Source organism: Pseudomonas sp. E315 (assembly GCF_055406205.1).
Genome location: NZ_JBUZPJ010000009.1, coordinates 37203 through 56432 on the forward strand (window position 1 = coordinate 37203; position 19230 = coordinate 56432).

Consider the following 19230-nt stretch of genomic DNA (forward strand, 5'->3'; position numbering starts at 1 on the left):
CGCCACCCTTTGAAGGCGCGAGGTGGCTCGCGCCTTCAAAACGGGTGTCATCGCCACACTTTTTTCAAACGCCCCAGCGCCGCTTTGATATCTGCTTCGGGCACCGCGGCAAATCCCAGCACCAAACCCGCCCGTTTATCCACAGGCTCAGCCGAGTCTTGCAGCCAGTAGCGGCTCAGGCCGTTGATCTCAACATCAACCTGTGCGGCTTGCGCCAGCAAGGTTTGCTCACGCTCAAGGCTGCTGACCGGCACCGTCATGTGCAAACCAGCCGCTACACTGGGCGGCGGCCCGAGCCCGGCGATGTCCGTTGGCCAGTCAGCCAGCACGGCATTACGCCGCGCCAATGCGGCGCGACGCATACGCCGGATATGACGTTGAAAATGCCCCGCCGCCATGAACTCGGCCATGACCACTTGGGTACTGACTTCAGAGTGGCGCATATCCAACGCTCGCCGCTGTGCAAAAGGTTCGACCAACGTTTGCGGCAACACCAAATAGCCCAAACGCAACGCCGGGAACGCGACCTTGCCAAAGGTGCCGACATAAATTACCCGCCCCTGACGATCCAGTGCTGCCAACGGGGCCAGCGGTGCGCCGCTATAACGGTACTCGCCGTCGTAATCGTCTTCGACGATCCAGCTCTGATTACGCTCAGCCCAAGCCAGCAATTCAAGGCGCCGGGCAAGGCTCATCGTCACCCCGCTGGGATACTGATGTGACGGGGTAACGTAGGCCAACGAACAATCACTCAAGCCCTCCAATGCGGTGCAATTCATGCCCTCTTGATCGACGGCAACACCTTGCACATTGGCACCTGCAATCGCAAAAGCTTGAGCCGCAGCGCGATAGCCCGGATTCTCCACCGCAACACCCTGACCCGGCTCCACCAGCAGCTGTGCACAAAGGCTAATTCCCTGTTGCGCGCCACAGGTGATCAAAATTTGCTCAGCCGTGCAGGATAAACCCCTCGAAGTGCGCAAATAGACGGCAATCAACTCGCGTAAACGTTCGTCGCCCGCAGGGTTGCCATAGCACAAGTGCTGCAAATCCGGCCTGCGCCAAAATGCCGCCTGCAGCTTGCTCCAGACCTCAAAAGGGAACAAATCAAAGGCCGGCACCCCCACGCGAAATGCACGTGGGGCGCCCGTTGCAGGCAATGGCAAAGGATGCTGAGCAACCCTGTTTAAGGCCGTGCTGTGGATAACTTTACTGGATGTAATTACAGGTGAAATAGCCGATTTTGTGGATAAACCTGTGGGTAAGCCTGTTGAAAACCCTGTGCATAACTTAGTGGACAACTTTTTCAGCGGCAGTGTTTTTTCGGGCAGTTGAGCTACGTAAGTCCCATCTCCTACCCGTCCCTCGATAAAACCTTCGGCGTAAAGCTGATCGTAAGCGCGCACCACGCTGTTACGTGAAACCCCGAGCGCCATCGCCAGATCACGACTGGCCGGAAGGCGCGAGCCACTGCTGAGCCGGCCATCCAGCACTCGCTGGCGTAGCGCCTGATACAGCTGACGACTCAGACCCTTTTTGGGGTCCAGTTCGATTCCGGCCGGGTTGAAAGCAATCGATAGCGCTGAGTCAGGCATACATTGGACCTATAAAAATGACCTGTAATGGCTCTTACAACGAGCCATTAGCCTCGCCTAGGATGCTGGCATTCGCCAAGGAATTTTTATGTACACGCCCAGTGCCTTTATCGAAAAAGACCTGCCCACCTTGCACAAGCAGATGCTGGCTACTCGCCTAGCCCTACTGGTTACACAGGGCGAGCAAGGCTTGTTGGCCAGTCATGTGCCGTTACTGCTTAAGCCGGATCAAGGCTTACAAGGCACGCTGTATGGCCACCTCGCCCGCGCCAATAGGCAGTGGCACGACTTGGCCAGCGGCGCTGAGGCATTGGTGATTTTTGCAGGCGAAGACGCCTACATCAGCCCTTCCTTCTATCCCAGCAAAGCCGAACACGGCAAAGCAGTGCCCACGTGGAACTACATCGCTGTTCACGCCTACGGCCAAGCAGATGTTTTTGATGATGCGCAGCGCCTGCTAAACGTCGTGAGCCAACTGAGCGATCGCCACGAAGCGGGCCGCAGTGAACCGTGGCAAGTCAGCGATGCGCCGCGCGATTACATCGACAGCATGCTCAAGGCCATTGTGGGGTTTGAGTTGCCCATTAGCCGCTTGATCGGCCAGCGCAAACTCAGCCAAAACCGCAGCACCGTCGACCAGGCAGGTGTGCGCAATGGCCTTTTAGCCAACAACAACTCAAAAGACCATGCACTCGCGCAATTAATCGCTAAGGAATAGCAACATGGCTCAGACACTCCAGATCAAACCCGCCACCTCAGCCGATCACGACCAATGGCTACCGCTCTGGCAGGCTTATTTACACTTTTACAAAACTGAACTACCCACTGAAGTGAGCCAGTCAACTTGGCAGCGCTTTCTCGACCCAAGCGAGCCAACTCACCTGGCGCTAGCCTGGCAAGGTGATAGAGCCGTAGGCCTGGTGCAATTCATTTACCACCGTTCCAACTGGAGCATCGGTAACTCCTGCTACCTTCAAGATCTGTTTGTCAGCCCCCAAGTGCGCGGCACGGGTGTGGGGCGCTTGTTGATCGAGCATGTGTATGCCACCGCTCGTGACAATCACTGCGCCAAGGTTCATTGGCTGACCCAAGAAACCAACGCTACCGCGATCCAACTGTATGAACGAATTGCCGAACGCCCCGGCTTTATCCAGTTTCGCAAAGCCTTGTCATAAATAAGGAGCCCGTAATGCCTCAATCTTTAGAACACTGGCAAGCCGCAAAACGCCCAAGCGCCCAAGTACTTGAAGGGCGTTACATTCGTCTGGAAAAACTCGACCCGGGACGTCATGGCGATGATCTATGGTTAGCCTTGGAAGGGCCGCAGGGTGATCCCAAGCTCTGGGACTATTTGGCGTATGGTCCTTTTACAGAGCGGGCGACCTTTGATGCGTGGCTCAACGGCAATGCCACCAGCCTTGATCCGTACTATTACACCGTCGTCGACAAGGCCAATGGTCAAGCGCAGGGGCTAATCAGCCTAATGTCCATTGTTCCTGAGCACGGGCGCATCGAAATCGGCCACGTAGCGTTTGGAGCGCCGATGCAACGCTCGCCAAAAAGTACCGAAGCCGCTTACTTACTGGCCAAAGAATCCTTCGCACTGGGCAACCGCAGGTTGGAGTGGAAGTGCAACAGCGAAAACGCCCGCTCAAATCGTACAGCAGTACGATTGGGGTACACGTACGAAGGCGTATTTCGCCAGCATATGGTAGCCAAAGGTAAAAATCGTGATACTACGTGGTACAGCATAATCAGTACGCAATGGGCACCCATAGCAGCAGGCTTCGAAAAATGGCTGGCACTGGATAACCAACCCAAAACAGGCCAAATAAAGACTTTAGAAGAATGCAGAGCGTGCGCTGTATAAAAAACAATCAGAGCGCTCAAGAAAAAACGCCTACTGGGAAGCGCGCTAAAAACACTTACAAATCCCAGGCAAAAAAAAGGGGAGCACATGCTCCCCCGAGGTTTAAAGCGTTTAGATCAAAGCGTTATCAGGCTTCGATTTCGATCAGAATTTCGCCCGGGTTAACACGGTCGCCTTTGATCACGTGGATAGTGACAACTTTGCCCGCAATGGCGGCCTGTACTTCGGTCTCCATTTTCATGGCTTCGGTGATGAGCACCGATTGCCCCGCCTTGACGGTGTCGCCCACTTTAACCAGCACATCAACGATGTTGCCCGGCATGGTGGTGCTGACATGACCCGGCTCGCTGGCTTGCTTGCGCTTGCCAATCGCACTGCCGACAAATTCGTTGAGTGGCTCAAACACCACTTCTTCCGGCATGCCGTCAATGGACAGGTAGAAGTGACGCTTACCTTCTGCTTTGACGCCCACGCCAGTGATGTCTACGCGGTAGCTTTCGCCATGCACGTCGATCACGAATTCAGTTGGCACGCCTTCACCGCCGGCTTGGGTCACGCCGCCTGCTTCCGGGATCGGCAGCAACACTTCAGACACCAAAGTGCCCGCCGCACGCTCTTCGAGGAACTTGCGACCAATGTCCGGGAACATGGCGAAGGTCAGCACGTCCTCTTCAGACTGGGCCAGCGCGCCGATTTCGCCACGCAGCTTGACCATTTCCGGCTTGAGCAAGTCCGCTGGGCGCACGTCGATTAATTCTTCGTTACCAATGGCCTGACGACGCAGCTGCTCGTTGACCACACCCGGCGCCTTGCCGTAGCCACCTTGCAGGTAGAGCTTCACTTCGTTGGTGATGGTTTTGTAACGCTCACCCGCCAAAACGTTGAAAAACGCCTGTGTACCGACAATTTGCGACGTAGGTGTCACCAGCGGCGGGAAGCCCAGGTCTTCACGAACACGCGGGATTTCAGCCAGCACTTCGCTCATGCGATTCAGGGCGCCCTGCTCTTTGAGCTGGTTAGCAAGGTTGGAAATCATCCCGCCCGGCACCTGATTGACCTGAACACGGGTGTCGACAGCAGTAAATTCGCTTTCGAACTGGTGATACTTCTTACGCACCGCGTAGAAATACAGACCGATTTCCTGCAACAACGCGAGGTCGAGGCCGGTGTCGTATTCGCTGCCTTTTAGGGCCGCTACCATCGACTCGGTACCTGGGTGGCTGGTGCCCCACGCGAAGCTGGAGATCGCCGTATCAATGTGATCAGCGCCGTTTTCGATTGCCTTGAGCTGGCACATGGCAGCCAGACCCGCGGTGTCGTGGGAATGGATAAAGATCGGCAGGCTGATTTCTGCTTTCAGCGCTTTAACCAACTCGCCCGTAGCAAAAGGGGTCAGCAGACCCGCCATGTCTTTAATCGCAATCGAATCGCACCCCATCGCTTCCATTTGCTTGGCCTGAGCCACAAACGCGTCAATGGTATGCACCGGGCTGGTGGTGTAAGCGATAGTGCCCTGAGCATGCTTGCCAGCGGCTTTGACAGCCTCGATGGCAACACGCAAGTTACGCACGTCGTTCATGGCGTCGAAGATGCGGAACACGTCGATACCGTTGACCGCCGCTTTAGCCACGAAAGCTTTAACCACGTCATCGCTGTAGTGGCGATAGCCCAGCAAGTTCTGACCCCGCAGCAGCATTTGCAGACGGGTGTTAGGCAGCGCTGCGCGCAGTTGGCGCAGACGCTCCCACGGGTCTTCTTTCAGAAAGCGTACACACGCATCAAAGGTGGCGCCGCCCCAAACTTCCAGCGACCAGTAGCCCACTTTGTCGAGCTTGTCGCAAATCGGCAGCATGTCTTCGGTGCGCATGCGAGTGGCCAGCAGCGACTGATGAGCGTCACGCAGGATGGTGTCAGTTACAAAAATCTTCTTCGACATTGAAATATTCCTCACAGGCCTGCGTGGGCGGCAATGGCAGCAGCGATGGCCAGAGCCAGCTCTTCGGGTTTGCGCTTGATCGAGTAGTTGGTCAGTTCAGGGTGGCTTTCGACGAAGCTGGTGTTGAACTCACCACTACGGAATTCCGGGTTACGCAGGATTTCCTGGTAATACGCGGCGGTGGTTTTGACCCCTTGCAGACGCATGTCGTCCAGGGCGCGCAAACCACGGTCCATCGCTTCTTCCCATGTCAGCGCCCACACCACCAGCTTCAGACACATGGAGTCGTAAAAAGGCGGAATGGTGTAGCCGGTATAGATCGCGGTGTCAGTACGCACGCCAGGACCGCCGGGCGCGTAGTAACGGGTGATCTTGCCGAAGCTGGGCAGAAAGTTGTTTTTCGGGTCTTCGGCATTGATCCGAAATTGCAGGGCATAACCGCGGTGATGAATGTCTTCTTGCTTGACCGAAAGCGGCAAGCCAGAAGCAATGCGGATTTGCTCACGAACAATGTCGATGCCGGTGATTTCTTCGGTGATGGTGTGTTCCACCTGCACCCGAGTGTTCATCTCCATGAAGTACACCTCGCCCTCGGCGAGCAGGAACTCCACAGTACCGGCGTTTTCGTAACCCACAGCCTTGGCTGCGCGCACTGACAGATCGCCGATATAGGCGCGCTGCTCAGGGGTCAGTTGTGGGCTTGGGGCTATTTCAATGAGCTTTTGGTTGCGACGCTGGATCGAGCAGTCGCGCTCAAACAGATGCACCACGTTGCCGAAGCTGTCACCCAGAATCTGAGCTTCAATGTGCTTAGGGTTAACGATGCACTTTTCGAGGAATACTTCTGCCGAGCCAAAGGCCTTGGTGGCTTCGGAGATCACGCGTGGAAACGCTTGCTCCAGCTCTTCACGGCTGTTGCAGCGACGAATTCCGCGGCCGCCGCCCCCTGACGTGGCTTTGAGCATCACCGGATAACCAATGCGCTCACCTTCGACCAAGGCTTCGTGAATGTCTGCAACGTTGCCTTCTGTGCCCGGCGTAACCGGTACACCGGCCTTGATCATGCTGCGGCGCGCTTCAGTCTTGTCGCCCATACGGCGAATCACTTCTGCGGCCGGGCCAATAAATTTGATGCCGCGCTCAGCGCAGATGTCAGCCAACTCAGCATTTTCTGACAAGAATCCGTAACCGGGATGCAAGGCATCACAGCCGGTTTCAACGGCCAGGTTCACTAGCTTGCGCGGATTAAGGTAACCGGCCAGCGGGTCTTCGCCGATGCTGTGAGCTTCGTCAGCACGTTTGACATGCAAGGCATGACGGTCGGCGTCGGAATAGACCGCTACGGAGCGAATGCCCATCTCGGCGCAGGCACGCACAATGCGGACGGCAATTTCACCGCGGTTGGCGATCAGGATCTTTTTTATCACTTGGAGTTTCCTAAAGCCCATGGAACAAACGACCTGCTAGACCAAGTCGGCACGTGTCCAAATGTGTCTGAACCGTTGCGTTGTCACACTAGACCCCAACAGCGATAAACAAAAATCAATCTTTCTTGGGTAATACATAAGCAAAGACTTATAGTTCTGCCATACAACTACCAAAAGAAGCCCAACAAAATGCGTAAGTCATTGATGCGTATAACTTTACGCCAGCTTCGCGTGTTCAACGAAGTCTGCGATTTACGCTCTTACAGCCGCGCAGCAGAGGAAATGTCACTGACCCAACCTGCCGTGAGCCTACAAATTAGGCAGTTGGAAGAGCTTATTGGGCAGCCTTTATTCGATTACGTCGGTAAAAAGTTGTACATGACCGAGGCCGCTGAAGCGCTTCAGTTAGCCAGTCGCGACATTTTTGGACGACTGGAAAACCTCGATATGCAGCTGTCGGACATGCAAGGGTCGCTGCAAGGGCAACTGAAATTGGCGGTGGAATCCAGTGCCAAATATTTTGTTCCGCACCTGTTTGCGGCCTTCAAGCGCCAGCACCCAGAAGTCAATTTGCAGCTCACCGTGGTCAATCGAGCGCAGGCAGTACGTCGCCTGTCAGACAACCGCGACGACTTGGTCATCATGTCGATGGTGCCTCAAGACATGGGGCTGGAATTTTTGCCGTTTCTGAACAACCCGATCATCGCTGTCGCTCCCGCCGATCACCCACTGTGCGATCAAGGCCCGCTGCACTTGCAAGACCTTGTGCCCTATACGTTGGTGATACGCGAGCCCGGTTCAGGGACGCGTTTGGCGTGCGAAGAGTATTTCAAAGAAAAGCGCGTGCACTTCAATCAAACACTAGAAGTGGCATCGACCGAGTCTCAGCGTGAGTGCGCAATTGCAGGATTGGGCGTGGCGCTGTTAACGCGTCACGCCGTTAATCTGGAACTGGCGACCGGCCTGCTGCGAGAGCTGCCGGTCGACGAGCTACCCCTGTATCGCAGCTGGTGCGCGGTACAGGCCAAAGCCAAACGCCTGTCGCCGGTGGCTCATGCGTTTCTGGGGTTTATTCGCAGTGAGCGATTGCAAATCAGCGCGCTGGTTGAGCGCTTCGACGGTCGCCTGTCGACGTGGCCTGCCAATAATTAATGGCGCTGACGTCAGGGTAATCAGAGGTTTCCAGGCGCAATTGACGCTGGTCCGTATGGTCTTCAATCGCACGACGAAAGGCCATGCGGCGCTGGTCTTCTTGTTGACGGCGGGTTTTGACGGCGCTGTTGCGTTCTTCGTAGGGCTGAGCCATTTCGAGTCTCCCAAGGCGTGTACGGGAGTTTCACGATGCGCTTTGTTTATGACGACTTGGCGAAGGCGTCATGACAGAAGGATGAAATAAACCGCGCACGCAGAAGCTGACGAAGGCAGCACCTGCGCGTGGTTTTAATCTTCGTGGTTTTTTAACGATTTGGGCGACAGGCGCAAGCTGCGAAGGCTACGTTTAACGCTTTTCAGGTGATTAACCAGGCTCGGGCCGCGGGCCATTGCTACGCCCATTGCCAACACATCAATAACCACCAGGTGAGCGATGCGCGAGGTCAGCGGGGTATAGATTTCGGTGTCTTCGTGTACATCAATTGCCAGATTAACCGTGGCCAATTCAGCCAACGGCGTTTGGCTGGGGCACAACGTAATCAAGGTCGCGCCCGCTTCGCGCACCAGATTGGCCGTGATCAGCAAGTCTTTGGAGCGACCCGACTGAGAGATGCAAATGGCAACGTCTGAGGGCTTCAAGGTCACAGCCGACATGGCTTGCATGTGTGGGTCGGAATAAGCTGCAGCCGTTAGCAGCAGGCGGAAAAATTTATGCTGTGCATCCGCCGCCACAGCACCTGAAGCTCCAAAGCCGTAAAACTCGACGCGTTGCGCTTGTGACATCGCAGTGACTGCACGTTGTAAGGCAACCGGGTCGAGCTTTTCGCGCACTTCCATCAAGGTGTGCAGCGTGGTGTCAAAAATTTTCAGACTGTAGTCGGCAACCGAGTCGTCTTCATGGATTGCGAACTGACCAAAGCTAGCACCCGCAGCCAGGCTTTGCGCCAGCTTGAGCTTTAAGTCCTGAAACCCCGAACAACCAATCGCCCGACAAAAGCGCACGATGGTCGGCTCGCTGATGCCGACGCTGTGGGCAAGGTCGGCCATCGAACTGTGCATTACAGCCGCAGGATCAAGCAGCACGTGATCGGCGACCTTGAGTTCCGATTTACGTAACAAGTGGCGTGACTGGGCGATATGTTGCAGCAGATTCAAAGGGCAGGACTCGGTCTGTAAGCGGCAGGTGCCAGGGATGTAGCAATCTTGTAGTTATACTACAAGAATTCTGTTTTTGCCTGCCCAATGCACAACTGACTGATGTGCACTGCCCCTATTTATTGCCGTTTACACGCTATGTAGCCACTTTCCCACACTACAAAAGTACGACATCTGACCGTAATAAATCCGCCAACGCATGAGCATGAACAGGTCGACTGATTAAATATCCCTGCACCTCATCGCAGCTCTGAGCCCTTAAAAAACTCAACTGCCGCGCTTCTTCGACGCCTTCGGCAACCACCTTCAAGCCCAGGCTGTGGGCCATCGTGATAATGGCTTTAGTAATGGCTTCATCTTCGCGGCACCGACCTACACCGCGAATAAACGTCTGGTCGATTTTCACGTAATCCACCGCAAAACGCTTGAGGTAGCTGAGCGATGAATAACCCGTACCGAAATCATCAATTGCCAGCTTCACCCCCAACTCATGCAACTGCTGGAAGGTCGTCAGGATAGATTCAAGGCTGTCGAGCAACTGACTTTCCGTCAGCTCCAACTCTAGATAACGCGGGGCCAGACCTGTTTCTTCGAGCACCTGACGCACAAGGCTTACGAGCTTGCCCTGGCGCAATTGATGAACAGACAAGTTGACCGACACACGTATCGGCGCCAGCCCGTCACGCTGCCACTCACACGCTTGACGGCACGCTTCGCGTAGCACGAACTCACCAATGGCACCAATCAGGCCTGTTTCTTCAGCCAGCCCGATAAATTCGCTTGGAGGCACACTGCCCAACTGCGGGTGATCCCAGCGCACCAAGGCTTCAGCCGCGTGCAAGCGTCCAGTCTTGAGGCACAACTTGGGTTGGTAAAAAACCTTGAGCTGGCCCTCAGCAATGGCTTTGCGCAGTTGGTTTTCAAGTTGCAAGCGTTCAAGGGTGCTGGTTTGCAAGCTGTGACTGAAAAATTGAAAGCTGCCACCTCCCAAATGTTTGGCCTGGTGCATGGCTTTGTTGGCCTGGCTGACCAAGGTGGCAATGTCTCGCGCACTGTCGGGCAACAAACTGATGCCCATTGAGGCGCTGATCACCAGCTCATGGCCGTCAATCAACAGTGGCCGCCCCAGCTTGCTCAATAATCGGGTCGCGACCCGCGCCAAACTGGTCAAGCTGCCATAAGCATCGAACAACACTGCAAACTCATCACCCGACAATCGCGCAATGGTGTCAGCTTCGGGTAAAGCCTTGGTCAGACGTTGTGCAACCTTTTGCAGGACTTGGTCTGATAGCTCGTGGCCGAGGCTGTCATTGAGCAATTTGAAACGGTCGAGATTGATGTGCAGTAACGCCAAATTTCGTGCGCCCTGCCGCACCCGCTGGTTCGCTTCTTCCAGACGCTCCTTAAACAACAAGCGATTGGCCAGCCCAGTCAGCTCATCAAAATGGGTGAGATGGCGTACACGCGCTTCAGATTGGCGCCGCACGGAAAGATCTCCGATAAACGCCACTATATGGCTGACGTGAGCGTGTGAGTCGCGCACCACATTAAGTTGCAGCCACTGCGGGTAAAGCTCGCCGCTTTTACGCGCTTCGACCAACTCGCCCTGCCAACTGTCTTGCTGCTCAAGTGCGGGTTCGATCACGGGAAAATGGCGACGTGCATCGCGATTACATGGCAGTTCATGGGCACGATACCCAACCAACTCTTCGGCCTCGTAACCGCTGATGCGGCTGAATGCCTGATTAACCGCCAAGACCCTGAAATCAGGGTCAAGAATCACAATGCCTTCGGCACAAGCTTCAAACACAGTTGCAGCCAAACGCCGTTGCTCAACTTCGCGAGCTAGCGCCAGATTCAACTGTTCGCTGCGTTCTTTGGCTTGCTGCAAATCTTTGAACAGCGCTTTGTGATGCTGGCGGCGGCGCTTAAACACACAGGCTTGCCAGCCAACAGCACCTAACAATGCAAGGAAAAGCCCAAGCCCGGCACCCAAAAAAACACCCGGCGAATTAAAACCCTGAATCATCGGCAAAATTCTTATTAGTGGATGAACCAAAAAGTCGCCCGAGCATACACAAGCAATCGCCATCGCCAAACTGAGACACGTCATTAAATAGACGAAACAGACTTCAGAAATTTCCTTTAAAGCCTCATTAAGCCTCTCATCCTTTCAACAGCCAACACCCAAGGCTGCGACAGACGGCCCGAGCGAACGGGATTGGGGTTTGCCCGGTTTGAGCCAGCACCCTAGAATGCCCCGATGCGCGATGATCTCTCTCTCTTATTAAATTCCCTCAACGATGCCCAACGTCAGGCCGTCACGGCCAGCGTTGGGCGTCAGTTGGTTCTGGCCGGTGCAGGTTCCGGCAAAACCCGTGTGTTGGTGCACCGTATCGCTTGGTTGATCCAGGTTGAAAACGCATCCCCCCACTCAGTGCTGTCGGTGACCTTTACCAACAAGGCCGCTGCCGAGATGCGTCATCGCATCGAGCAGTTGATGGGTATCAACCCGGCCGGCATGTGGGTCGGTACCTTTCACGGGCTGGCCCATCGCCTGTTGCGAGCACACTGGCAAGAAGCCGGGTTGAGCCAAACCTTCCAGATCCTCGACAGCGATGACCAACAACGCTTGGTCAAGCGTGTTATCCGAGAACTGGGGCTCGATGAGCAGCGTTGGCCGGTGCGCCAGGCGCAATGGTTTATCAACGGTCAAAAAGACGAAGGCCTGCGTCCACAGCACATTCAAGCCAGTGGCGATTTGTTTCTGGCGACGATGCGCAGCATTTACGAAGCCTATGAGGCCGCATGCCAGCGCGCAGGCGTAATCGACTTCTCAGAGCTGCTGTTGCGGGCTCTTGATCTGTGGCGCGACAACCCGGGCTTGCTGGCCCATTACCAAAAGCGCTTCCGACACATTTTGGTCGACGAATTCCAAGACACCAACGCCGTTCAATACGCGTGGCTGCGAATGCTGGCCAAAGGCGGAGACAGCCTGATGGTTGTTGGCGATGACGATCAGTCGATCTACGGCTGGCGCGGCGCCAAAATCGAGAACATTTACCAGTACTCGACCGATTTCCCGGACGCCGAAACCATTCGTCTGGAACAAAACTATCGTTCTACTGCCGGCATCCTCAAGGCAGCCAATGCCCTGATTGCCAATAACAGCGGGCGCATGGGTAAAGAGCTGTGGACTGACGGCGGCGACGGCGAAGCGATCAATTTGTACGCAGCCTTCAACGAGCACGATGAGGCGCGTTACGTCGTTGAAACCATCGAGAGCGCGCTAAAAACCGGCCTTGCCCACAGCGACATCGCCATCTTGTATCGCTCCAACGCCCAATCGCGGGTGCTTGAAGAAGCGTTGCTGCGCGAACGTATTCCCTACCGAATTTATGGTGGCCAGCGCTTTTTTGAGCGGGCCGAAATTAAAAATGCGATGGCCTACATGCGCTTGCTTGAAGGTCGCGGCAACGATGCCGCACTGGAGCGCGTGATTAACCTGCCAGCCCGTGGCATTGGCGAAAAAACTATCGAAGCCATTCGCGAACATGCCCGCCACAGCGACGTGTCGATGTGGGAAGCCATGCGCCAGCTCATCACCAATAAAGCCCTGCCCGGTCGAGCATCTGGCGCCATTGCCGGTTTTATCGAGTTGATCGAAAACCTCTCGGCCAAAGTCATGGAGATGCCTTTGCATCTAATGACCCAAACCGTGATCGAGCAAAGCGGGCTGATTGCCTACCATCAGGCAGAAAAAGGCGAAAAGGGTCAGGCCCGGGTAGAAAACCTTGAAGAACTGGTGAGTGCGGCGCGCAACTTCGAAAACAACGAAGAAGACGAAGAGCTCTCGCCACTGGCCGCATTCCTTGGCCACGCCTCGCTGGAAGCCGGCGATGCGCAGGCCGAAGAGCACGAAGACGGCATCCAATTGATGACACTGCACAGCGCCAAAGGCTTGGAGTTCCCTTACGTGTTTCTTGTGGGCATGGAAGAAGGTTTGTTCCCACACAAAATGAGCCTTGAAGAGCCGGGCCGTCTCGAAGAAGAGCGACGCTTGGCTTACGTAGGCATCACCCGAGCGATGCAAAATCTGGTGATGACCTATGCTGAAACCCGACGCCTGTACGGTAGCGAAACCTACAACAAGGTTTCGCGCTTCGTTCGCGAAGTACCAAAAGGTCTGATCCAGGAAGTTCGACTGTCCAACAGCGTCAGTCGCCCTTTTGGCGGTGGCCAAAAGCAGAGCGCCAGCAGTCTATTTGGCGGGTCGGATATTCCGGAAACCGAATTCAAACTCGGTCAGATGGTCAAGCACGCGGTCTTTGGCGAAGGCGTCATCCTCAATTTCGAAGGTGCCGGCGCACAGGCACGGGTGCAGGTGAATTTCCCCGAAGGCAGCAAGTGGCTGATGATGGGCTACGCCAAACTTGAAGCGGTCTGACAGCAACCCGACAGCCATCAGACGATAAGGTAGACAACATGGGCTCAGGTTTTTTCTCCTCCTGGACATTCTGGGCCTTGTTGTCGGCCACCTTTGCGGCGCTGACGGCCATCTTTGCCAAAGTCGGCATCGAGAACGTCAACTCCGACTTCGCCACCTTGCTGCGTACCGTCGTGGTGCTGGTGAGCTTGGCACTGATTCTTTATGCCACGGGTCAATACCAGCCCCTGAGTTCGATCTCACCACGCAGCTATTTATTTTTGCTGCTCTCAGGCTTGGCAACAGGAGCCTCGTGGATTTGCTACTTCCGAGCCTTGAAGCTCGGGCCGGCCTCACTGGTTGCGCCTGTGGATAAACTCAGCGTGGTACTGGTAGCCATCATTGGCGTGCTGTTGCTGGGCGAAAAACTCGACCTGCGCCAGTGGGGCGGCATTGGTTTAATTACCGCAGGTGTCGTGATGTTGGTGCTCAAGCGCTAAATTTTCGCCTACGGAACCGCAGGTCTATTGAGCATTTCGCCGCTGTTTACGGCAGCGACTACAAATCAAAGAGACTGATCCTACTTACAATTAGGCAAAAACCCGAAACACTCTACCGCTAGCCAGTGACACCTCACCTGTGCAACATGGCGCGCGTGTCATCCACAAATGGGAATTCCCTTTATGAAACGTTTTCTTAGCATCGCTATGGCGTTGTGCATCGGCTTGACGATGAGCCTGGACGCAAATGCCAAACGCTTCGGCGGCGGCAAAAGTTTTGGCTCGGCTCCTAGCCACCAAACTCGTCAGGCCGCTCCTGCATCTCCAGCCGCAGCCCCTGCTGCTGCCGGCGCAGCCGCTAAAGCCGGTGGTGCTTCACGCTGGTTGGGCCCACTGGCTGGCATCGCTGCCGGCGGCCTGCTCGCTTCCATGTTCATGGGCGGCGGCTTCCAGGGTATGCAAATCTTCGACATCTTGATCATGGCGGGCATCGCCTTTTTGATCTTCCGCTTCATCGCCGCTCGTCGCCGCAAGCAACAAGCTGACCTGGCACCTGCTGGCCATGCACCTATGCAGCGCGAAGTGTTTGACGCCAAACCTGCACCGTCGTCTATTTTCGGCGGCGGCTCGCCAGCTGCAGCGCCACGCCCAGTAATCAATGCGCCAGCGTGGTTCAACGAACAGAGCTTCCTGGAAGCTGCTCGCAACCATTTCCAGTCCCTGCAACAACACTGGGATGCCAACGAAATGGACAAGATTGCCGAGTTCGTGACACCGCAAATGCTCGACTTCCTCAAGCGTGAACGCGCGGATCTGGGTGATGGCTTCCAGTCCACGTACATCGACAACCTGGCCGTGCAGCTTGACGGTCTGGATGATCGTGCAGACAAGACTATCGCCACTCTGACCTTTAGCGGTTTGTCGAAGACTTCACGCTTCGACCAAGGTGAAGCTTTCAGCGAAAGCTGGAACATGGAACGCGCACAAGGTGAAAACCAGCCTTGGCTAGTAGCGGGCATTCGCCAGAACGGCTAATCCCACGCGTATCACATGTTGTAACCAAAGCCCCGGACTTGTCCGGGGCTTTGCATTTCACGATTGCACTTATAACGAGCTACTGTATAAAGCGCGTCATATAAACCGCGCCATAGAGCATGAGGATTGAGGTCGTGGAAGAGATCATCGAAGAGCTACGTGAAAAGAATGAGCCCGTGCCAGTTCCTCTGGAACTGCCTGAAGAAGACCAGTTGGTGGAAATCGAAGAACAACTGTTCATCGATATCCCGTTTGTCTTCAGAGAGTTTTTGCTGACGGTTAGTGATGTTGTGTACGGCAGTCTGGAGCCGGTTACCGTGACCGACCCTCAGTCCCATACCTATTTGCCTGAAGTCGCAGCAACCGCTTGGGACTTGGGTGTGCCGCGTGAACTGATCCCAATTTGTCAGGACGGCGACGACTACTACTGCGTCGAAGAAGACGGCACTGTTGTGCTGTGGTCCGGCGAAGAAGAGCTAGTGACCGAAGAAACATGGGAATCCGTTTGGCACTGGGCGCGGGACGTGTGGCTGGAAAGCTGATACCCGCAGGCTGCGATCTTTTGATTGTTAATACCAAACAAAAGATCGCAGCCTTCGAGCCTGAGCGGCTTCAGGTGCAAACTCAGTGGCTTCCTTCTTTGTGATTGTCCAGCGTCTCCAGCAATGCAACCTGCATGCGCGTATGGATGCGGACAAACCAGCGCCACAGCACTGCCGCCACTATCGCTGTAACCACCGCAATCACCATCAGCAACTCATTGGTCGGCAAGATGCTCGCCGACAATGCAGCCAGCAGCAAAAAAATCACCAACAGCGACAAAATAGGGATCACTTCTGCGATCACCCGACGCACTCGGTGCGTGTGCCGTCCGGCCATTTCAGGCTTCACGCCCATCTCAGCCAGCAGCATCGACAGCGCTTTGAGCTTGCGGTACGCCGCAATCAAGAACGGTAACGACAGCAGCAAGGCCGCCCCCCAAATAAATCCTTTTTGCCAGCTCGGCTCAAGCACCCATCCCTGCAAATGCGCCCCGATTCTAGGAGCGAAATAACCGCCCGCAAAGAAAATGGCCATCACCAGTGCCAGATTAACCCCAACTTGCAGCAGTATTTTTCGGATCATGGCCGCCAGTAACGCCCCTTCTCCCTGAGGTTGAATACTGCGAAGCCATTCGCCATACAACCCAAATACTCGTGACAAACGATTGGGCATCACGTGCGCCAGCTTGAGCGAGAGCGGATCTGCGGCACGAATCAGGTAAGGCGTCATCAATGTCGTCAAGACCGACACAGCGACCGCTACGGGATACAGAAAGCTGCTGGTGACCTGCAAGGTCATGCCTAGCGCCGCAATGATGAAAGAAAACTCACCGATCTGCGAAAGCCCCATCCCAACTCGCAACGACGTGCGCCCGTCATTGCCAGCGATAAAAGCACCCAGCCCGCAGGAAAGCACCTTGCCCAACACCACAGCACAGGTAATAACAACGATAGGTAAGGCGTACTCCCACAGAATGGCCGGATCAAGCATGAGCCCAATGGCAACAAAGAAGATTGCACTGAACAAATCTCGAACGGGTTCAATCAGGCGCTCAATTTTCAGCAGTTGCCGCGACTCAGCCATAATCGCGCCAATCAAGAAAGCCCCCAGAACCATGCTGTACTCAAGCTTGACCACCAGCAGGCAGAAGCCGAAACAAAGCCCCAAGACGGTAATCAGTAACATCTCATTACTGTCGAACTTGGCCACATAGGCCAGCACACGCGGCACCAACAAAATGCCGATGACCAGCGCCACGATCATGAACAAGGACAGTTTGCCAACCGTTGAAAACACCTCTTCGGGGCTGACACTACCGCTGACCGCAATGCTGGACAGCAACGCGATAATCCCGATGCCCAAAATATCTTCAACAATCAAAACGCCAAAAATCAGCTGCGCAAAGCGCTCGTTTTTCATCTTCAAGTCGTTCAACGCTTTGACGATGATGGTAGTGGATGAAATCGCCAGAATGGCACCCAGGAATAACGAATCCATCGTGTTCCAGTTGAACCAGCGACCAATCTCGTAGCCAATCCAGATCATCAGCGTAATTTCCATGAACGCTGCGATGAAGGCGGTTGCTCCGACCTTGAACAACTTGCGCAGGCTGAACTCCAGCCCCAAGCAAAACATGAGAAAAATCACCCCTAGCTCGGCCAAAGTTTTGATCGTTTGCTCGTCGTGAATCAAACCAAAAGGCGGGGTATGCGGGCCGATGATAAAACCTGCAACGATGTAACCCAGCACCACCGGCTGCTTGAACCGATGAAACAGAATGGTTACCACGCCTGCGACCAACATGATGACTGCCAGATCCTGAATAAAGCTGATGGCATGCATGGCGTGGCACTCCTTGTTTAATTTTCACCAAGCAACAAGTCGACAGACCCAGCTTATTCATCTGCGTGTATCGACTGTTTTAAATGTAGGAATTACCCGACTAACGGGCTTTTGCAGGTTAACACCGCGACTTACAACTGAAAGGCAGTGCAATATATGGAAACAGATCAGCCTGAGCGTGACGGCAGCCCGTGCGCCAGCGTCCCGTACTGACTGTTTCAAAAAATCGAAAAGTATCCGCAGAGATACCCATTTCACTGCAACAACACTACCGCGAGCCTGCTGCTATGGAACCCGGAAACGCCCAACTGTCGATGACGGTCTTGATGACCCCGGACATGGCCAATTTTTCTGGCAATGTTCACGGCGGAACGCTACTCAAGTACCTGGACGAAGTCGCTTACGCCTGCGCCAGCCGCTACGCCGGACGCTATGTGGTCACCCTGTCGGTGGATCAGGTAATTTTTCGTGAGCCCATTCACGTCGGTGAACTGGTGACCTTTCTGGCATCGGTCAATTACACCGGCAACACGTCGATGGAAGTTGGCATCAAAGTCGTCACTGAAAATATCCGTGAACGTTCCGTACGCCACACCAACAGCTGCTTCTTTACGATGGTGGCTGTAGACGATGACCGTAAACCCGCTGCTGTTCCACCATTGCAGCCGGTTAACAGCGAAGACAAACGCCGCTTTATTCAAGGCAAGCAGCGTCGCCAGATCCGTCAGGAGCTGGAAAAGCGTTACCAGGAATTGAAAGACGAAACGATGTAATACATCTGTTTCTGTAGGCGCTAGCTGGCTCACAAACAAGCTAGCGCCTACAGAAAGTGGACGCCCCTACTTACAAATGGATTGGCATCGCCTCAAAACGCACCCGCGGATGAGCAATGCGGTCTTGAGCACGAACCAATTGCAGTTCGTAGCTGGTACAGGCCTGAGTTTCCAGCAGCACTTCATGCACAGCGGCCGCAGCAAATTCAAACGCAGCCACTAAACTGTCGCCCAGCAGCACACGCGCCAGAAACAACCCGGACGTCAGATCTCCCACGCCCACTGGCTGACGCGCAAAAGCCAACAGCGGCCGGCGCAGGTGCCAATTACCCTCGGCAGTCACCAAGAGCATCTCAAAGCTGTCTTCCGGCTTTTCGGGATAAGACAAATGTTTCACCAGCACAGCTTTCGGACCGCGGGCGAGCAAGCTTCGAGCCATAGCCATGCAATCAAACAGCGATTGCGGACGACGGCCACAGAAACTGTCCAGCTCCAATTGATTCGGGCACAAAAAATCAGCCACAGCCACGGCTTCATCGAGCAGGAAATCACTGACCTCTTGCGGCACGATGCAACCTTTTTCAGGGTGACCCATCACTGGGTCGCACAGATAGAGCGCACGGGGATTAACCGATTTAATTCGCGCCACACCGCTGAGAATCGCCCGGCCTTGCGCCGCACTGCCCAAATAGCCTGATAACACTGCATCACAGTTACCAAGCTCACCAATGGCGGCAATACCGTCAACCAGCGCAGGGATTTGCTCAGGAGCCAGCACATCGCCAGCCCACTGGCCATACTGGGTGTGATTCGAAAATTGCACCGTATTCAACGGCCAGACATTCACCCCGACGCGCTGCATAGGAAAAACCGCCGCGCTGTTACCGGCATGGCCGAAAACTACGTGGGATTGGATGGCGAGTAAGTGAGGTGTACGTTTCATGCCGGATTCCAGACTGCGGATGGATTCAAGCCT

General features: G+C 54.9%; 17 protein-coding genes. 9 read left to right on the forward strand and 8 right to left on the reverse strand.

Annotated elements, in window-relative coordinates; translation table 11 throughout:
• Positions 1 to 47: 47 nt before the first annotated feature.
• Positions 48 to 1595 carry a MocR-like pyridoxine biosynthesis transcription factor PdxR gene (gene pdxR, locus ACZRJQ_RS13990; protein WP_463978930.1) on the reverse strand — a complete coding sequence of 516 codons (1548 nt, stop codon included), beginning with the start codon at positions 1593 to 1595 and terminating at the stop codon, positions 48 to 50.
• An 88-nt stretch (positions 1596 to 1683) separates the two neighbouring features.
• Between pdxR and ACZRJQ_RS13995 the strand changes: the two genes are divergently transcribed.
• The 3 genes from ACZRJQ_RS13995 to ACZRJQ_RS14005 are packed head-to-tail and all read left to right on the forward strand — an operon-like array spanning position 1684 to position 3465.
• Positions 1684 to 2313: an FMN-binding negative transcriptional regulator gene (locus ACZRJQ_RS13995; protein WP_463978931.1), complete on the forward strand. Its 630-nt coding sequence runs from the start codon at positions 1684 to 1686 to the stop codon at positions 2311 to 2313.
• Between the two features lie 4 nt (positions 2314 to 2317).
• Complete coding sequence (locus ACZRJQ_RS14000) at positions 2318 to 2770, forward strand: N-acetyltransferase family protein (protein ID WP_463978932.1); 453 nt, start codon at positions 2318 to 2320, stop codon at positions 2768 to 2770.
• A gap of 14 nt (positions 2771 to 2784) precedes the next feature.
• On the forward strand, positions 2785 to 3465 hold the full coding sequence (locus ACZRJQ_RS14005) for a GNAT family N-acetyltransferase (RefSeq protein WP_463978933.1): 681 nt from the start codon (positions 2785 to 2787) through the stop codon (positions 3463 to 3465).
• A 127-nt stretch (positions 3466 to 3592) separates the two neighbouring features.
• Here the strand turns inward: ACZRJQ_RS14005 and oadA are convergent, their stop codons facing one another.
• Entirely contained in the window at positions 3593 to 5401 is a 1809-nt protein-coding gene (gene oadA / locus ACZRJQ_RS14010) for a sodium-extruding oxaloacetate decarboxylase subunit alpha (protein WP_463978934.1), read from the reverse strand.
• Positions 5402 to 5412: 11 nt separating this feature from the next.
• Entirely contained in the window at positions 5413 to 6828 is a 1416-nt protein-coding gene (locus ACZRJQ_RS14015; protein ID WP_463978935.1) for an acetyl-CoA carboxylase biotin carboxylase subunit, read from the reverse strand.
• Positions 6829 to 7017: 189 nt separating this feature from the next.
• Between ACZRJQ_RS14015 and ACZRJQ_RS14020 the strand changes: the two genes are divergently transcribed.
• Positions 7018 to 7980 (forward strand): LysR family transcriptional regulator, encoded by a 963-nt coding sequence (locus ACZRJQ_RS14020; protein WP_463978936.1) that lies wholly within the window; start codon positions 7018 to 7020, stop codon positions 7978 to 7980.
• Here the strand turns inward: ACZRJQ_RS14020 and ACZRJQ_RS14025 are convergent.
• The 3 genes from ACZRJQ_RS14025 to ACZRJQ_RS14035 form a co-directional block, all read right to left on the reverse strand.
• Entirely contained in the window at positions 7922 to 8134 is a 213-nt protein-coding gene (locus ACZRJQ_RS14025) for a PA3496 family putative envelope integrity protein (RefSeq protein ID WP_463978937.1), read from the reverse strand. The genes ACZRJQ_RS14020 and ACZRJQ_RS14025 overlap by 59 nt on opposite strands.
• A gap of 134 nt (positions 8135 to 8268) precedes the next feature.
• Complete coding sequence (gene hexR / locus ACZRJQ_RS14030) at positions 8269 to 9135, reverse strand: transcriptional regulator HexR (protein WP_463978938.1); 867 nt, start codon at positions 9133 to 9135, stop codon at positions 8269 to 8271.
• 157 nt (positions 9136 to 9292) lie between these two features.
• Positions 9293 to 11164 carry a putative bifunctional diguanylate cyclase/phosphodiesterase gene (locus tag ACZRJQ_RS14035; protein ID WP_463978939.1) on the reverse strand — a complete coding sequence of 624 codons (1872 nt, stop codon included), beginning with the start codon at positions 11162 to 11164 and terminating at the stop codon, positions 9293 to 9295.
• 234 nt (positions 11165 to 11398) lie between these two features.
• On the opposite strand from ACZRJQ_RS14035, the gene uvrD reads away from it, so the two are divergent.
• The 4 genes from uvrD (at position 11399) to ACZRJQ_RS14055 (ending at position 15638) form a co-directional block, all read left to right on the forward strand.
• On the forward strand, positions 11399 to 13582 hold the full coding sequence (gene uvrD / locus ACZRJQ_RS14040; RefSeq protein WP_463978940.1) for a DNA helicase II: 2184 nt from the start codon (positions 11399 to 11401) through the stop codon (positions 13580 to 13582).
• A gap of 38 nt (positions 13583 to 13620) precedes the next feature.
• Positions 13621 to 14061, forward strand: a complete 441-nt coding sequence (locus ACZRJQ_RS14045) for an EamA family transporter (RefSeq protein WP_463978941.1) — start codon at positions 13621 to 13623, stop codon at positions 14059 to 14061.
• Between the two features lie 183 nt (positions 14062 to 14244).
• Complete coding sequence (locus ACZRJQ_RS14050) at positions 14245 to 15096, forward strand: Tim44 domain-containing protein (RefSeq protein ID WP_463978942.1); 852 nt, start codon at positions 14245 to 14247, stop codon at positions 15094 to 15096.
• 134 nt (positions 15097 to 15230) lie between these two features.
• Positions 15231 to 15638 carry an SMI1/KNR4 family protein gene (locus ACZRJQ_RS14055; RefSeq protein WP_048381724.1) on the forward strand — a complete coding sequence of 136 codons (408 nt, stop codon included), beginning with the start codon at positions 15231 to 15233 and terminating at the stop codon, positions 15636 to 15638.
• Positions 15639 to 15720: 82 nt separating this feature from the next.
• Here ACZRJQ_RS14055 and ACZRJQ_RS14060 read toward each other — a convergent pair whose 3' ends face one another.
• The gene (locus ACZRJQ_RS14060) at positions 15721 to 17481 is read right to left on the reverse strand and encodes a cation:proton antiporter (protein ID WP_463978943.1); all 1761 of its coding nucleotides are present in this window, start codon (positions 17479 to 17481) and stop codon (positions 15721 to 15723) included.
• 287 nt (positions 17482 to 17768) lie between these two features.
• Between ACZRJQ_RS14060 and ACZRJQ_RS14065 the strand changes: the two genes are divergently transcribed.
• The gene (locus ACZRJQ_RS14065; protein WP_463978944.1) at positions 17769 to 18254 is read left to right on the forward strand and encodes an acyl-CoA thioesterase; all 486 of its coding nucleotides are present in this window, start codon (positions 17769 to 17771) and stop codon (positions 18252 to 18254) included.
• Positions 18255 to 18324: 70 nt separating this feature from the next.
• Here the strand turns inward: ACZRJQ_RS14065 and pdxY are convergent, their stop codons facing one another.
• Positions 18325 to 19197, reverse strand: coding sequence for a pyridoxal kinase PdxY (pdxY, locus tag ACZRJQ_RS14070; protein WP_463978945.1), 873 nt, complete (start codon positions 19195 to 19197; stop codon positions 18325 to 18327).
• Between the last annotated feature and the right edge of the window lie 33 nt (positions 19198 to 19230).

Excerpts from the sequence above, each read along its gene's own strand:
- pdxR (WP_463978930.1), bottom strand. The coding sequence starts at position 1,595 with ATGCCTGACTCAGCGCTATCGATTGCTTTCAACCCGGCCGGAATCGAA.
- ACZRJQ_RS13995 (WP_463978931.1), top strand. The coding sequence starts at position 1,684 with ATGTACACGCCCAGTGCCTTTATCGAAAAAGACCTGCCCACCTTGCAC.
- ACZRJQ_RS14000 (WP_463978932.1), top strand. The coding sequence starts at position 2,318 with ATGGCTCAGACACTCCAGATCAAACCCGCCACCTCAGCCGATCACGAC.
- ACZRJQ_RS14005 (WP_463978933.1), top strand. The coding sequence starts at position 2,785 with ATGCCTCAATCTTTAGAACACTGGCAAGCCGCAAAACGCCCAAGCGCC.
- oadA (WP_463978934.1), bottom strand. The coding sequence starts at position 5,401 with ATGTCGAAGAAGATTTTTGTAACTGACACCATCCTGCGTGACGCTCAT.
- ACZRJQ_RS14020 (WP_463978936.1), top strand. The coding sequence starts at position 7,018 with ATGCGTAAGTCATTGATGCGTATAACTTTACGCCAGCTTCGCGTGTTC.
- ACZRJQ_RS14025 (WP_463978937.1), bottom strand. The coding sequence starts at position 8,134 with ATGGCTCAGCCCTACGAAGAACGCAACAGCGCCGTCAAAACCCGCCGT.
- ACZRJQ_RS14035 (WP_463978939.1), bottom strand. The coding sequence starts at position 11,164 with ATGATTCAGGGTTTTAATTCGCCGGGTGTTTTTTTGGGTGCCGGGCTT.
- uvrD (WP_463978940.1), top strand. The coding sequence starts at position 11,399 with ATGCGCGATGATCTCTCTCTCTTATTAAATTCCCTCAACGATGCCCAA.
- ACZRJQ_RS14045 (WP_463978941.1), top strand. The coding sequence starts at position 13,621 with ATGGGCTCAGGTTTTTTCTCCTCCTGGACATTCTGGGCCTTGTTGTCG.
- ACZRJQ_RS14050 (WP_463978942.1), top strand. The coding sequence starts at position 14,245 with ATGAAACGTTTTCTTAGCATCGCTATGGCGTTGTGCATCGGCTTGACG.
- ACZRJQ_RS14060 (WP_463978943.1), bottom strand. The coding sequence starts at position 17,481 with ATGCATGCCATCAGCTTTATTCAGGATCTGGCAGTCATCATGTTGGTC.
- ACZRJQ_RS14065 (WP_463978944.1), top strand. The coding sequence starts at position 17,769 with ATGGAACCCGGAAACGCCCAACTGTCGATGACGGTCTTGATGACCCCG.
- pdxY (WP_463978945.1), bottom strand. The coding sequence starts at position 19,197 with ATGAAACGTACACCTCACTTACTCGCCATCCAATCCCACGTAGTTTTC.